Annotated in this window: 12 protein-coding genes; all 12 read right to left on the reverse strand. The window is 44.1% G+C overall.

What is annotated here, in order from left to right:
- Nucleotides 1–6: 6 nt before the first annotated feature.
- The 12 genes from ABK447_RS16420 to ABK447_RS16475 all read right to left on the reverse strand — a co-directional run bounded on the left by ABK447_RS16420 (nt 7) and on the right by ABK447_RS16475 (nt 15,303).
- A complete protein-coding gene (locus tag ABK447_RS16420) occupies nt 7–768 on the reverse strand; it encodes a MurR/RpiR family transcriptional regulator (RefSeq protein ID WP_085341829.1) in 762 nt (253 codons plus the stop codon).
- Nucleotides 769–836: 68 nt separating this feature from the next.
- Entirely contained in the window at nt 837–2,186 is a 1,350-nt protein-coding gene (gene glvA / locus ABK447_RS16425; RefSeq protein WP_007610111.1) for a maltose-6'-phosphate glucosidase, read from the reverse strand.
- A gap of 170 nt (nt 2,187–2,356) precedes the next feature.
- Nucleotides 2,357–2,539 (reverse strand): H-type small acid-soluble spore protein, encoded by a 183-nt coding sequence (locus ABK447_RS16430; protein WP_003155535.1) that lies wholly within the window; start codon nt 2,537–2,539, stop codon nt 2,357–2,359.
- A 65-nt stretch (nt 2,540–2,604) separates the two neighbouring features.
- Nucleotides 2,605–4,413 (reverse strand): sigma-54-dependent Fis family transcriptional regulator, encoded by a 1,809-nt coding sequence (locus ABK447_RS16435; protein ID WP_094031594.1) that lies wholly within the window; start codon nt 4,411–4,413, stop codon nt 2,605–2,607.
- A gap of 106 nt (nt 4,414–4,519) precedes the next feature.
- Nucleotides 4,520–5,899: a dihydrolipoyl dehydrogenase gene (gene lpdA / locus ABK447_RS16440; protein ID WP_094031593.1), complete on the reverse strand. Its 1,380-nt coding sequence runs from the start codon at nt 5,897–5,899 to the stop codon at nt 4,520–4,522.
- A 14-nt stretch (nt 5,900–5,913) separates the two neighbouring features.
- Nucleotides 5,914–7,107 carry a dihydrolipoamide acetyltransferase family protein gene (locus ABK447_RS16445; RefSeq protein WP_094031592.1) on the reverse strand — a complete coding sequence of 398 codons (1,194 nt, stop codon included), beginning with the start codon at nt 7,105–7,107 and terminating at the stop codon, nt 5,914–5,916.
- A 14-nt stretch (nt 7,108–7,121) separates the two neighbouring features.
- Nucleotides 7,122–8,150 (reverse strand): acetoin:2,6-dichlorophenolindophenol oxidoreductase subunit beta, encoded by a 1,029-nt coding sequence (gene acoB / locus ABK447_RS16450; protein WP_052827183.1) that lies wholly within the window; start codon nt 8,148–8,150, stop codon nt 7,122–7,124.
- A 1-nt stretch (nt 8,151) separates the two neighbouring features.
- Nucleotides 8,152–9,153, reverse strand: a complete 1,002-nt coding sequence (gene acoA, locus ABK447_RS16455; protein ID WP_003155540.1) for an acetoin:2,6-dichlorophenolindophenol oxidoreductase subunit alpha — start codon at nt 9,151–9,153, stop codon at nt 8,152–8,154.
- 275 nt (nt 9,154–9,428) lie between these two features.
- Nucleotides 9,429–9,908 carry a DUF6884 domain-containing protein gene (locus ABK447_RS16460; protein WP_061581195.1) on the reverse strand — a complete coding sequence of 160 codons (480 nt, stop codon included), beginning with the start codon at nt 9,906–9,908 and terminating at the stop codon, nt 9,429–9,431.
- A gap of 145 nt (nt 9,909–10,053) precedes the next feature.
- On the reverse strand, nt 10,054–11,037 hold the full coding sequence (locus tag ABK447_RS16465; RefSeq protein WP_094031591.1) for a tRNA-dihydrouridine synthase: 984 nt from the start codon (nt 11,035–11,037) through the stop codon (nt 10,054–10,056).
- Nucleotides 11,038–11,756: 719 nt separating this feature from the next.
- Nucleotides 11,757–13,811 carry a hypothetical protein gene (locus ABK447_RS16470; protein WP_206701121.1) on the reverse strand — a complete coding sequence of 685 codons (2,055 nt, stop codon included), beginning with the start codon at nt 13,809–13,811 and terminating at the stop codon, nt 11,757–11,759.
- 322 nt (nt 13,812–14,133) lie between these two features.
- A complete protein-coding gene (locus ABK447_RS16475; RefSeq protein WP_052941788.1) occupies nt 14,134–15,303 on the reverse strand; it encodes a hypothetical protein in 1,170 nt (389 codons plus the stop codon).
- Between the last annotated feature and the right edge of the window lie 85 nt (nt 15,304–15,388).

Genomic DNA, 15,388 nt, shown 5'->3' on the forward strand with positions numbered 1-15,388 from the left:
CTCCCGCTATTTATCAAAATTTTCGAGCTCTTTATAATCAACATATGCACGGAATAACGCTTCGCCCACCAGAAAAAACGGGGCAAATGCGACAATTTCCGTTTTATCGCTTAACATCACCGGCTTGCTGGTCGCATAAAGATTATACGGCGTCATTTGCGCCAGTACGTTGTTTTTCAGATTGGTGATTGAAATAAACGGAACTCCCTTTGCGGACAGGGTCCTTACCTGCGGAATTAATTCGGGTGTTTCGCCTGATAAAGAAATAATGATGAATACGTCATCAACCGTAAAATCATCACACATGATATCAAACTCTGTGATGTCCTGAATTAAAATCAGATACTTCCGCCGGGATACAAACATCCGCTGCAGCTCACGGGCGCACACCCTCTGAGCCGTGCCCGATCCGTAAACGAAAATCCGTTTTGCTTCATCTATCAGCCGGCACATCTCCGTCATATCTTTTGACTTCACGTATTTTACATTGGCTTCAATATCATCCAGCAGCTTTTCAAACGTCATATTCTCGCCCTCTTCAGGCTGGTCCTCCCATTTCAGAAAAACCCGGAATTCACTATAGCCGCTGAAGCCCAGTTTTTGGGCAAGCCGCAGGATGGAAGACCGAGAGACATTGCAGGCTTTCGCCATGTCATTGATACCGAGATGATAGCACGTATGCTTATGATTCAATATATATTTTAAAATATAAAAATCGTTATCATTTAATTTCGCGTAATGCTGATTAACCAGTTCTTCAAGACTCATCCCAAAAATCCCCCCGTTTTCTTTCTATTATATAGAATAACAGATAAAGAAAACGGGGAAGATTGTCATCAGGAAATAGGAGACGGACTTACATCAAGCTCAGGCCAGTAGTCCTTGTTAGCCTCCATCAGATCTTCAAGAATCAGTCTTGCCACACGGGCGTTCGGCACTGTTTTTGACAGGATCAGCGCCTGCCACAGCTTTTGAAATGACCGCTCTTCCCACGCTTCAGCCGTCAGTTTTTCAACAGACACCTGCTGTTCCATCAGGCCTTTTTGAAATTGCGGTATGTTCCCGACTGAGAGCGGTTCCGGTCCGTTTGAGCCTACGAGACAAGGAATCTCAACCATGGCTGACGGATCAAAGTTTGCGATCGCGCCGTTATTTTCAACGATTAACAGCATCCTCTCCCCTGTGTTGTAAGCGATGGCCCGGGCAAGGTCGACGATATAGGAAGCATGATCATCAATTTTAATTTCACTGTTCTCCGACGATTGTTCGCGCGTAATCATATCGCATTGGCTGAAAATGAAAGCTTCCCGCCCTTCCATGACTTCGTTGGCTCTCGTATGGTTCGGGTTTGATTTTTTCACCATATCATCCGGGAATAAGTAATATTGCAGATATGTGTTCGGAAGCGTATCCGGATCAGCCGCCTGTACGTCGCGCGCTTTTTTGAATGTGTCATTCCAGCTTGCTTCAGTCTGTTCGGCCTCCGTCTTCGGAACGTAGCCGTATTCACGGACATGCTCTTTCAGCTTCGGCATTAAATCATTGCCATGCCGGTCTGTGATGGACGTCCACCAGCCAAAGTGGTTCAAGCCGTAGTAACGGACGTTCATTTCTTTCCGTGAAGATAATCCGAGGATGTTCGCCATGCGATCCTCAATTCCGACCGGCATGTCGCAGATGTTCAATATTTTTGAATTCGGTCTGAGGCGCCGTGTAGCTTCGGCCACAATCGCCGCCGGATTGGAGTAATTCAGCATCCATGCGTCGGGCGAGTACGTTTCCATATAATCAAGAATCTCCAGAACACCGCCGATAGAGCGCATGCCGTATGCAATTCCGCCCGGCCCGCATGTTTCCTGGCCGACCACGCCGTACTTCAGCGGGATTTGTTCATCGAGCGCGCGCATCGCATATTTTCCGACGCGGATATGCGCCATGACGAAGTCAACATCCGTAAAAGCCGTCTCTGGGTCATCAGTCGCCAGAAATTCAATGTCCGGCGCTTTTTCTTTTATAAATACCTCACACGCACCCGCAATCCGCTCCTGCCTTTCTTTATCATTGTCATAAAGTTTCAGCTTTCTGATCGGAAACTCTTCCAGGTGATTCAAAAGCATTAATACAATTCCGGGGGTAAATGTGCTGCCGCCGCCTGCAATAACGATTGAGAATGATTTGTCTGTCATGTGAAGCCCTCCTCTGATAACGTTTACATTTTATTTATATCATGAGAAGGTCCGATCTGTACCGGGTTTGGAGGAGTTAGATCATTTAATCATTTTTAGTTATTTTTCTCAAAAAGCGGGAAAGTTCCCACAGGTACGAAAAAGGCCTGCTGTCATCAGCAGACCCATTCTCAAAAATGCTCTTGTAAATCAGAAAGCAGCACTTCCTGCTCAAATTGCGGATTTCCGATCGGAAAAATTCTGGCTGTTTCCTTGTCTTCGTTGACATGCTGAATATAAATCGGAACTCCTTCGTACGTCACATACGCCATGGCGGCGGATTCTGAAATGTCTTTCGCACGCTGTGTATTCACGTCTCAAACCTCCTTTAGGCCTCACACATAACGTGTCCGGCAGCCAAGAGAAGTATGCTTGTTTCTTACAATTGTCCGGCGGTGAGTTTGAATTTTTTGAGACGTTTGTAAAACGTGCTCCGCGGGATTCCGGCCATTTTGGCGGCCAGCGTGACATTCCCCTTCGCCGATTCAAGCGCGTTTACGATGATGTTTTTCTGAATGTGCTCCCGGATGGAGACAGGGGGCGCTTCTTCCTGTTCATAAGACTCGGCCGCCTCTTTAAGACCTGACGCTTCAAGCAGGGCTGCGATGGGGCGTTCTGACAGCCGTCCGTCCGGGAACATGACGGAAAGACGTTCAAATACATTAAACAATTCCCTGATATTCCCCGGCCATTTCCGGCTCTTTAATAGGTCTAAAAAGTCATCAGGAAGCTCCCCCCGCCAGCCGCGATTTCGCTGAAATTCAAGGAAAAGGCCGGGAATGTCTTCGGTGCGTTCTCTTAATGGAGGGAGGTGGATCGGACAGACGTGAAGCCGGTAAAATAAATCTTCTCTCAGCTTTTTGCATTCGACAAGCTGTCTCAGATCAGTGTGGGTGGCAGTGATGATTCTGATGTCAACGGGAATCTCTTTTGTCCCGCCGACCGGGGTGACTTTCCGTTCCTGCAGCACCCGTAACAGAGCGACCTGCATGGAGTGTGATATTTCTCCGATTTCATCGAGGAAAAGCGTGCCTTTATCGGCTTTTTGCAAAGCGCCGTTATGTCCTTTCCGTTTGGCCCCGGTGAAGGCGCCTTCCGAGTAGCCGAACAGTTCGCTTTCAATCAGCTTTTCGGGGACCGCTCCGCAATTGACGGCGATAAACGGGCCGTTTTTCCTGGAGCTGTTGTTATGAATCGCCCGGGCGGCAACCTCCTTTCCCGTCCCGGTTTCTCCCGTAAGACAAACGGTTGCGTCCGTTCGGGCGACAAGCTCCAGCTGCTGAAGCATATGTCGGGATGACGGGCTTTTGCCTGCCGCACCATGGAATATAAAAGACGGCTTTTCTTCTCGTTTGGATAAATAAACGCATGTGTAGCCGTTCTCCTCCCGCTTCGCCTGCTTGATGTGAAATCCCTGTTCCTCAAGCTCGCGCAGCGTATGTCCGGTAAAATGCTGAACGGGACGGCTTGCGGCGATAACCCGGCTCATTTCATTGCAAAGCACGATCGGATCGTGAGACCGGGTAAGCCCGGCGAACTTGCTGATCATGTCAAGTTCTGTCATTTTGATCTTTAGGGCAAGCTCCCGTTCCGCCGTATAAGCAATGGAGGAGGCAATTCCGAGCATAAACGGCTGAGCGCGGGCGGCGGGGCAGGAAATATCAATGACACCCGCCAGCCGCCCGTCTTCATAACGGATCGGCGCGGCGGAACAGCTCCATTGATGAGAAGCGAGCGAATAATGTTCAGAGCCGTGTATCATGACCGGCTCATTTGTATAAAGAGCCGTCCCGATCGCATTCGTGCCGACGGCCGTTTCCGTCCAGCGGGCGCCTTTTAAGAAATTGATGCGGTTCGCTTCATGAATGGTGCGCGGGTGGCCGTCAACTGAATGGACAACGCCGTCAGAATCAATCAGAAGAACCATCATTTCCATTTCCCACATCGCCGTTTTCATTCTTTCTGCATGAGGCGTTGAGGCCGCTAAAAATAACGCATGCTTTTCGGCCTGCCTTTCTAAATGATCTGCCGGCATTACATTCGGCCCCTTTTCGAGATAAGGGTTGACGTCGGCTTTTTTGCAGCGGTGCCATGAGGCGGCCACCCGCTTCTGAATACGGGATTCATCGAGCACGCCTTCTTTGACAAAACGCTTCCAGGTTTTAAAATCATTCCGAATGACATTCATTGTATTTGCTCCCCCCTGTTCAGACCATCTTTTCATATATTGTAGGGGAAAAATAAAGCGCTTTCAACGAAAAATACCCCTTCTCATCTGAGAAAGGGTATTCCGGTTATACGGAATGCACCGCAAGTCCGGTGACATTCAGCAGGGCTTCCTGAAGCGTTTCTGACAGAGTCGGATGCGCCGCGATAAAGTGCTCCGACATATCAGCCGTCATTTCACCGTTCATCATCATGACCGCCTGACCGATCAATTCCGTCACGTCCGGCCCGATCATTGACACGCCGACGATTTCTCCGAATTCCGGTTCGGCAATGATTTTCATTTTGCCGCCATGCTGATGTTTAATTAACGCTTTTCCGTTAGCAGAAAATGAGCATTCTCCGATTTTCACATCTCCGTATGCCTCTCTCGCCTGTGTTTCCGTCAGCCCGACAGCGGCCATTTCCGGCGATGTATAAATACAGCGGGGCACCGCCCGCATATTGACTTTGCTGTCCTTTCCCGAGGCATGCGCGGCGGCTGTGATTCCTTCATGAATGGCGGCATGCGCGAGCTGCATTCCTCCGGCCGCATCGCCGCACGCATATATATGAGGCACATTGGTCTGCATATGGTCATTGACTTCAATGCCGCGCGGAGAATACCGGATGCCGGCCTGCTCCAGATTCAAGCCATGCAAACGCGGCTTTCTCCCAATTGCAACCAAAACGTGATCAGCCTGAGCCTCAATTTCTTTGCCGTCTTTTGTCCACACCGCGGTTTTCCTTTCTTTGTCAATCCGCTGAAGGGCGGCTTTCGTCTGAATATCAGCCCCGCTGTCTCTTAAAGAGTCTTCGAAAACGGCGGCGATTTCTCCGTCTTCTGCCGGGAGCAGCCGGTCAGCCGATTCAATCACCGTCACTTTCGTTTTAAACCGGCTGAATAAAGAGGCAAATTCACAGCCGATCACACCTCCCCCGACAATAAGCAGAGAAGAAGGGATTTTCTGTAAAGAAAGCGCGTCTTTGCTGTCGATCACCCAATCGCCGTCAAATGGGGCAAACGGCAGCTCCGCCGGTTCAGATCCGGATGCAATCAATATCCGATCCGCTTCCAGAATGTCTTTTGCGCCTCCTTCTCCTTCAACAAGCAATGTCTGCTCTGTGAGAAATGAAGCTGTCCCGCTGATGACTTTAATCTGATTTGCTTTCATTAAGTATTGAATTCCCTGCACGAGCTGGCTGACGATTTGCCGTTTGCGCCCCTGCATGCGGGCCCAATTGAGTGTAATGTTTTGCGGCAGTTCGATGCCGAATGTATCTGCGTGCCTGATTTTATCGAGCACATTCGCGCTTTCCAAAAGCGACTTTGTCGGGATGCACCCCTCATTGAGACAAGTGCCTCCGAGCGGCCCTTTGTCGATCAGAACGACTTCTTCTCCCCTCCGCGCGGCAGTCACGGCAGCTGCATATCCGGCAGGCCCGCCGCCGATAATGGCTAGTGTCAATCTCTTCACCCTCTCTATAAAATCAATCCGGCCGGCTCTTCAAGCAGCGCTTTGACCGTTTTCAGGAAGTCCGCAGCCGGTGCGCCGTCACATACTCTGTGATCAAAGGTAAGGCTCAGCGGCAGCATGATGCTTTTGACAAGCTCATCTCCTTTAAACGCAGGCGTTTCATAGCTTGCGCCCACTCCGAGAATACCGGCTTCAGGCGGATTAAGAATCGGGGTGAAATGCTCAATTCCGTAACCCCCGAGATTTGTAATAGAAAATGTCGATCCGTGCAGATCATCTCCGGAAGCATTGCCTTCCCGCGCCCGGCGTGCCGATGTGCTGATGTGATCCGCAAGCTCAAGGAATGAAAGCTTTTCCGCATCCCGAATCACCGGCACGACGAGACCGTTTTCAAGAGAAACCGCCATCCCGAGGTGGACATATGGATAGGTGATGATCCGCTCCTCTTGATAAGAGCTGTTCAGCTCAGGATGCTGTTTCAGCGCAAGCACCGCGGCCCGGGATACGAAATGTGTGACCGTCAGTTTAACACCGCTCCGCTTTTTCGCGCTGTCGGCGAGCTGCTGCTGCCATTTTACAAGCTCCGTAATGTCCGCTTTCATCGTCAGCGTCAGCTGGGCGCTGTTTTGCAGGCTTTTGTGCATTCGGTCTGCAATCACTTTTCTCATCGCTGAAGCCGGTTTTCCCTCCGGCTGTGCCATCTGATCCGAAGACTGCGGTTCAGATTCCGTCTTCATGGCCTTGATGACGTCAGCTTTTACGATTCTGCCTCCAGGCCCCGTCCCGTTCAGCGTTTCAACTTTCAACCCGGCTTTCTCTGCCATTTTTCGGGCAACGGGAGATATTTTCACGCGGTGTTTACGCTTTTGCACGGCTTTGGGAGCGGGAATATGTTCAGGTTCAGATTGCGGTTTCCCTGCATTTTCAGGAGCCGGCGCCTCCTTCTCCCGCACTTCTTCGCCGTTTTCCCCGATATAACAGATGGGCGTTCCCGGCGGGACTCCTTCTCCCTCTTTGACTTTAATATGGAGAAGCGTGCCGCTTTCAGGCGCTTCTATTTCCATTTCTATTTTTTCCGAGTTGATGCTGGCGATGCTTTCTCCCTTTTCAACCGGGTCGCCGACTTTTTTATTCCAGACGGATACTTCACCTTTCTTCATCGCCATTCCCAGCTTCGGCATTACTACTTTTACAGCCATTCTATATCCCTCCTTTAATTCATTGCCGGCTCGCCAAGCAATTCAAGCGTGACGCTGACAATTTGGTCTGATGTCGGCAAATATTGATCTTCAAGCACCGGCGAAAACGGCACTGGTGTATGCGGCGCTGTAATCCGTTTAATCGGCGCATCAAGCAAATCAAAGCCCTTATCGGCGACAATCGCAGCAATATCCGTGGCGATGCTGCAGCGCGGATTGGCTTCGTCAATGATGATCAGCCGGTTTGTTTTTTCTAACGATGTGAAAATCGCTTCCTCATCTAAAGGAGACAGACTCCGGGGATCAAGCACCTCGGCGTCGATGCCTTTCTCAGAAAGCTGCGCAGCCGCTTCAAGCGCAGTATTGACCTGCTTGCCGACTGCAAAGAGCGTGACATCATTGCCTTCGCGTTTGATATCCGCTTTTCCGAGCGGAATTGTATAATAATCTTCCGGCACCTCGCCCTTCATGTTGTAGGACGTTTTATCTTCAAAAAAGAATACCGGATCATTGTCTTCTATTGCCGAAAGCAGCAAACCTTTGGCGTCATATGGATTGGACGGCACAACCGTCTTCAGACCCGGGATGCTGGTGAACAGGCCATACAGCGCCTGCGAATGCTGAGCGGCTGCCCGGAACCCGGCTCCGTATGTGGTGCGGACGGTGATCGGCACTTGCGCTTTACCGCCGAACATATAGCGGAATTTCGCCCCTTGGTTGATCACTTGGTCAAAGCACGTTCCGATAAAATCGTTAAACATCAGTTCCGCAATCGGTCTCAGCCCCGTGGATGCCGCAGCCATGGCCGCACCCATGTAGCCCGCCTCAGAAATTGGTGTGTCCAGCACCCTGCTTCTGCCGAATTCCTGTACGAGCCCCTTTGTGACCCCCAATACACCGCCCCATGCTTCATCATCTTGCAAGTGATCGACCGCCGCTCCCCCGGCGACATCTTCACCGATTACAAGCACATTGTCGTCTTTTCTCATCGCAAGCTTCATTGCTTCATTGATCGCGTCCGACATGCTTATGACTCTCGCCATCTCACATTCCCCCTTTTTCATATGACACGTAGACGTCTGTCAACAGCTCAGACTCTTTCGGATATGGACTCTTTTCGCTGAACGAGACGGCTTTTTCAATCGATTCGCTGACACGCTGTTCGATGTCTGACAGTTTATTTGCATCTGTTTCTTTTAGAAGATAGTTTTTAAAGCCTTGGATGGCATCCTTTTCTTCAAGATGCTCAGTCTTTTCATCCTTTGTTTTATAAGTTTGGGCATCCCCTTCGAAATGGCCGTAGTTTCTGTAAGTCATACATTCAATCAAAGACGGGCCTCCGCCGTTTCTTGCTCTTTCTATCGCTTCCCCGGCTGCCTGATAAACTGCTAAAATATCTTTTCCGTCCACCGTGACCCCCGGCATGTTGTAGGCAGCCGCCCGATCGGCGATTGAATCACAGGCTGATGCGTACTCAAATGTCGTGGCTTCGCCGTAACCGTTGTTTTCGGCGATGAACACGACAGGAAGATTCCATACTGCCGCTAAGTTCAGCCCTTCATGGAAGGTCCCTTGGTTATTGGCTCCGTCCCCAAAAAAGCAAACGCTTACATTTTTAGTTTGTTTATATTTAGCCGTGAGCGCTGATCCGCATGCGAGCGTGAATCCGCCCCCGACGATTCCATTTGCGCCTAACATGCCTTTATCAAGATCCGCAATGTGCATAGAACCGCCTTTTCCTTTACACAGTCCGGTCGCTTTTCCGAATATTTCCGCCATCATGCCGTCCAGATCACAGCCTTTGGCGATACAATGGCCATGTCCCCTGTGCGTGCTTGTAATGCTGTCGCCATCATCTAAATGAGCGCACACCCCCGCAGCTACCGCTTCTTCACCGGCATACAAATGGACGAATCCGGGAAGCACTCCTTGCGCGAACAGTTCATGCACTTTGTCTTCAAAGCCCCTGATTTCCAGCATCTTTTGGTACATCCACAGCGCTTTTTCCTCAGTTAATGACAAGCCTTCTCGTTTTAACAATTCCATTTTGTGCGCCTCCTTCTATTTAGGGTTCACACTTATAAATGCAAGAAGCATGCCAGCCTTTGAAGCCCGTAAAATGAATGTTTTTACTTTTACAATGGAGACAGTTTGAGACAGGTGTCTCATTTTGTCTCGATCTGTTCCCTTTGTCTCGTTTTAAGGCATACAAAAAAGACCGGGCATCACCCTGTCTTTGACAATGATCGACGTATTTATTTCCTCGGAAATCTTTTATTGCTTCATTCTTCTGCATACAGTTTATCATGGCGTTTGAGTGGTTACACTCTTTTTTTCATATCCACGTGCTGCAGTTCATGCTTTTCTTCAACAGCCCGATTCAGCGCTTGAAGCATGTAGCCAATGCCTTTATACGATGACAAAGGCCAGGTGATATGCTGATGCTCTCCGATGACGGCGTTTAGGACGCTTCGGTATTTTTTTCCGCCAAGCATGACAAGCTCTTCGATGTCGGAAAAGCCTTTTTCATGAAATTGACGGCGCAGCTCGTCCGCTGCCATGATCTCCGGATGACCGGTTCCAAAAGTGACATCGTAATTTCCGGGAACCATATCGTCCGGACGAAGGAATCCGTGCTTCGCCGACAAAATCACCCACTCATCGAAAAATGCTTTCGCATATCGCTCGCACGCCTGATGAAACGGGCTGAGATAAGCGTCTTCCGCCCTTACCGGACCTGTATCTGAATGGACATCCCAAATTTTTTTCTTGCCGCAGGGGATGATGCACAGTCGTTTCATTTTTCTCTCCCCCTTTATGATGTATCTCCTATCAATGTACCATTATTCGTTTATTTCTGCATGACGGATCTGTCTGGATAAAAACTGCACACAAAAAGACCCGGAATTCAAACCGAAATCCGGGCCGGATGAAGACTTGTTTAGGTCACTCTTGCTCCATCCCCTCAAGATACTTTCTCTCAAAGTCATCGAGCAATGCACGCACTTCATCTGTTGACTTTGTATTCATGCATTGATTTCTTAATTCACTTGCTCCACGGAATCCGCGGAGATATATCTTGAAAAAGCGGGGGAGCGGTTTATATGCTCGAGCTTCTGCTTTTGAATATTCATCATGAAGATCCAGGTGCAATCTCAAAAGATCAAGCAATTCCTTACTGCTATGCTCTCTCGGCTCCTTTTCAAAGGCGAATGGATTAGTAAAAATGCCTCGTCCAATCATAATCCCGTCAACACCGTATTGTTCAGCGAGTTTCAAGCCGGTTTCACGGTCAGGAATATCCCCATTGATCGTCAATAGGGTATCCGGCGCTATCTCATCACGAAGTTTCTTGATTTCCGGGATGAGCTCCCAATGCGCATCTACTTTACTCATTTCCGCTCTTGTACGCAGATGAATGGAAAGATTCGCAATGTCTTGTTTCAGTATGTGTGTCAGCCAGCCGCGCCATTCGTCTATATCCGTGTAGCCAAGTCTGGTCTTCACACTTACCGGCAGACCTCCTGCTTTCGCCGCCTGTATTAATTCGGCTGCAACTTCAGGACGGCAAATCAGGCCGCTTCCCTTTCCATTCCCCGCCACATTAGGTACAGGACAGCCCATATTGATATCCAGGCCCTTAAACCCTAATTCCGCCATCCCAATACTCATTTGGCGAAAGTTTTCAGGCTTATCTCCCCATATGTGGGCAACCATCGGCTGTTCATCCTCCGTGAATGTCAAACGGCCGCGCACACTATCCTTCCCATCCGGGTGACAATAGCTTTCTGAGTTTGTAAACTCTGTGAAAAACACATCAGGTCTGCCTGCTTCACTCACAACATGGCGAAAAACGACATCCGTCACATCTTCCATTGGTGCCAGTACAAAAAATGGCCGTGGTAATTCACGCCAGAAATTATCTGTCATAACAAATCCAAATCCTTTCATGATGGGATACAGCCAAACCTTTATCCCAAAATTAAAAACTGACCATGCTTCTTTTACACTTATAGCATGTGTCAGCACTTCTTATCAAACGATAGTAAATTTTGAACATTTCATTAACACACATAAATGGTATTAGGTTGAAACAAATCATTCATATTACTTGCTTTTGCTCTAATCAACGTGATCGCCTGTCCTCTTATGTTTCATTTTTTAAAATGAAAATCTGGAGAGGGCCGCGCAAGAAAAAGACCGAAGATCGACAATGCTCATTATTACTAAGAAGACTCTTTAATGTATACTTATGTCTACTTAATCTATTACGCATGCTACCTTCCCCCACATATATACAATTACGAGTTTGGTTTTTTAAATCTGTTACATAAACACCTTTCATTGATCTAAATTTTTGATCTTTTAGCCCATTTTATATGTTCAGGCAAAGGAATTTCAAAATTAATTGTATGATTAGCCTTTCCCTTAATGAAGAATTCCTATGGTAATTTGATTTTCAAATCCATTATCATCTCCTCCAAAAATCCACATTATGAAAAAATTCCCTATTTATCTATCAACGCTTAGCTTGCCTAACATATATCTTTAATAGTAATTACATCTTAAAAATAGACCCACCATTTATCTCTAAGTTTAGCTGTAGGCATAAATTTAAGCTTGCATTCAATGAGTGGAGCTTATTTTTTTTATTCTGCAATTTTTTTAATCTTTTTAATTTCATCCTTCTCTAAACCTAATCTTTGCAATAATTCTTTATCGTATTCGATAAAATCACCTAATTGATCATTATAATATGGGTATTGAACAGTTAAATCATTTATCGCAAGGTTTCTATAATTCTTTTTGACTCTTATATTTCCCAACTCTATTTGTGGAGGATTTTTCAACATATTAATTAGCTTTTCAGATGTTATATTTCCTTCAAAATCTTCGTGATACGGTTTTAAAGATCTATTTCCTATTGAAAAACCCGGAGGATTCCTATCTAAAAACCGAACAAAAGCTGAAGTATCAGCAATATAGCAATCATTATAATACATACTTTCACCAAGCATTGCTGTCGTTACAATAACTTTATAAATATTTTTAGGATGCCATTCTTCTTCTAGTTTCAATTCTTCTCTTACAATGTTTATATTCTCCACGTAATAATCAACAATACGATTTAGTTGCTCGACAGCACTTCTTTCTTTATGGCTTTTATTTATCTTTTCCGTTTCCCTTTGTATTATCTTTATTAAGAAATTATAATATTCCCTAATAGTTAGTGGTTGACCAAAGGCTTTTAATTCTACAAAGAACAAATCATTGTCAATAGTAAAAACTACATCACATTCATATGTTTCACCATTAACAATTCTCTTTAGTCTTTTCGCACCAATATCTAGCTTGTTTAGTTTATTTAATATGTATTCTTCTAATCCAGTACCCTTAAAAGAAATATCCACTTTCTTCTTATTTAACAGAGATATCAATGACATTGAAGGATCTATATGTGATGCCACAGAAGGAATAATAATCAAACTGTCATTATGAACGACAAAAGGACAATCTAACAAATCTTTTGCATCTTGATTAAATTTGAAGTTATTGATGATTTTAAGAGCACTGGCTTGAGTTACTCCCTTTGAAACAAATAAGTTTATCCAGTAAGTTTCAGTTTTCATAATAGTCCAATTATTTAAGTTTAATGGTTTAACTACTTTTGACTCGAATCTTTCCTTTAAATAATTTTCAGCCTCAATTTGAATTACAACGTAAGCTCTAATCCATTCTGCGAGTGACACACCTAAAAGCCTTATATTTAGATCATGAGTGTGTAGAAATTCTCCTATCGCAATACAATAATATGCTTCATTCTCGCAAAGATAATGAGCTGGAGGTAATTTCTTTGCATTTTGATCAATTTTACGTTCCAATTCTGTTTTATCGGCTAAATTAAAATCCGTATACCATTTACTTCTTTGATCCTTAAATCTCACTTTTGAGATTTCTTGTGCATGTAAAAAATCTTCATTCTTGGGCTGGATGTGAATTTTCTTATTATCTATATCAAAATCTGTACCGATAAAACGCCATTTTTGTTCAATGTTCAAAAGAGACGACCACAAATCAAATAGTTCAATATGCTCTCTTGCGACTCTTATGTGACTCATGCGCATAGTTTCAAGTTTTCCTATATTACCTTTTCCACCTCCCATAGACTTCAGTAAACTCCCCGCAAACTCTGCAATACTATCAGCTATACCTAATACACGATTTATATCTTTTTGAGCAGGTAATATTTTTTGTTTACCTTCATCAAACAATGAGATGACGTATGGATACACCTCTTTAATTCTATGTATAGAATTCCCATTAATATACTCAATTAGAGAACCTAACATAATCTCTAAAGAAAGAATAAATGTTATTACCTCTCTCTTCTGAGGAATTTGGTCTAATTTCCTGGATGATCTCAATTTATAAAAATCCTTAAAAATTGAATTAATTATATTAATTTTTTCTTCAAAATTATCAATTAACTTAATATCACTCTTATAAACTGCTTTAATGTTAGATATGACTTTTTTTGATATCTTTTGTCTATTATTGTAGATGTTAAAACAAACGCCTGAGACTCTAACGATTTCTAAAGTATCTTCCAGAGAATTGTTTTGCATAAATTCGTTTAAAAAAGGAATAAATTCCTTTGAATCTTTAAACAAAGCCTCAAGTTCATAATGGTTCCATATTTTCAAGTTGTTCTCTCCTTCTATATTTTTTTCAACAAATCCACTATATATATTTCTCCATTTATGTCTAGCTATAATCAAGACTTCTATCGCATGGGGTTTGTATTGTATATCTATTACAGCTTTATATTTCCGTTACCAAAACCCGCATGCAATTGGATCTTATAGACAGTCAAATCTTCTCCTTGGTTTATAATAACCCAATTAATCTCCCTTATAATAAGCAACTTTATACTTTCCTGAACTTCGCTTATGTACTTTGGGTACGAATTAATTTCTTAATGGGAACTATGAACTATCCCTCATTAAATGAAAACTTCCATTCCTATTAGTTTACTTCCCAATATTTAAATTTATACATACTCTTAAAGGAATCCGTTTGAGATAAGGCAATTTTCTCTGCTTTTCTTTCATCATATGAGGACATACCAGTAATACCAAACACCTCAAATATTATATCCTTGTCTTTATTGATAACGTATCCATCCGGAATAAAACTTCCATAACCTTCTATTGGCAAATAAGGCTTATAAAATGTTAGATTATCTTCACATAACCGATCATATATATTTTTTTCATGAGAACTTTCACAATATAAACCTCTACCAGATATCGGTATTAAACAGTAATTTTTTAGAGTCATACATTTATGATACTTGTCTTCTTTATACACAAAACCTGCTACCACATATTCAGGGCTATGCGGTTCTATTTTTTTCTTGTGTTCATATTCCTCCTTTTCAACATAGAAGCGATTAGTTCGCCCAAAAGCATCTTCACAATACAGAATATCTTTTTTTGTATTATCAAATAGAGTATCTTCTCCAAGCGGTATTACACTATTTACATACATGTAAACAAAATAGATATCTTTTTTTACTTTTACATTCCATATGCCTACTTGTTTATAAAACATCTCGTTTAAAGTTTTTCTTTTTCTCGATAACCTAATTCGAGCCGATATACCATAAACATGTTTAGCTAACTCATATTTATCATTAGGAACTCTATGTTTTTTTCCTAACACCATACTTTCCCACGCCATCATATTTATTCTTGTGGCTAAGCCAAAAATCGTTGATACATTTTTATTAGATCCCGTTCCTTCATGATAAATCACATTATTTCTCACATTACTGTTTCTTTCGTTATTATCCCCTAGCTGAGAAAGATGTAATTCTTTAATTCTAACAATATGTAATCCCTCTTCCTCATCGTAGCTCCAGGCCTTTTCATATGGGCTTGAACCCACAAATTGAGGATGTCGGCAACAATCCTTGGAATGTTTAAATTGTCTGGTAGAATTATATAAATACGGTGATTTTGCATTGGAAACTTTAAGCACTATCTTATCAGAACACTCACACCTTAATTCTATTTCTCCCTTTTCATTCCTAGTTTTTAAGTTTAGTAACAGAGATTCTTTTATAGGTGAATAAGGTAGTTTTGTTATGTTTCCTTTTGGTTTTTCAATTACAATAAATGATTTTTTGACCAATATATCCCTTCCTCCTATATTAAACAGACTACAATTCAATTATAGTTGAAGTTAACACAAAAATCGTTGAAGAATTTCCAAAAAT

This window comes from Bacillus sp. hwrm1 (assembly GCF_040207805.1).
Lineage (GTDB): Bacteria > Bacillota > Bacilli > Bacillales > Bacillaceae > Bacillus > Bacillus velezensis.

Bases quoted from the DNA above. Each gene is read 5' to 3' on its own strand.
- ABK447_RS16460 (WP_061581195.1), bottom strand. From the start codon at position 9,908: ATGAAACGACTGTGCATCATCCCCTGCGGCAAGAAAAAAATTTGGGAT.
- ABK447_RS16445 (WP_094031592.1), bottom strand. From the start codon at position 7,107: ATGGCTGTAAAAGTAGTAATGCCGAAGCTGGGAATGGCGATGAAGAAA.
- ABK447_RS16465 (WP_094031591.1), bottom strand. From the start codon at position 11,037: ATGACAGATAATTTCTGGCGTGAATTACCACGGCCATTTTTTGTACTG.
- acoB (WP_052827183.1), bottom strand. From the start codon at position 8,150: ATGGCGAGAGTCATAAGCATGTCGGACGCGATCAATGAAGCAATGAAG.
- ABK447_RS16435 (WP_094031594.1), bottom strand. From the start codon at position 4,413: ATGAATGTCATTCGGAATGATTTTAAAACCTGGAAGCGTTTTGTCAAA.
- glvA (WP_007610111.1), bottom strand. From the start codon at position 2,186: ATGACAGACAAATCATTCTCAATCGTTATTGCAGGCGGCGGCAGCACA.
- ABK447_RS16420 (WP_085341829.1), bottom strand. From the start codon at position 768: ATGAGTCTTGAAGAACTGGTTAATCAGCATTACGCGAAATTAAATGAT.
- acoA (WP_003155540.1), bottom strand. From the start codon at position 9,153: ATGGAATTGTTAAAACGAGAAGGCTTGTCATTAACTGAGGAAAAAGCG.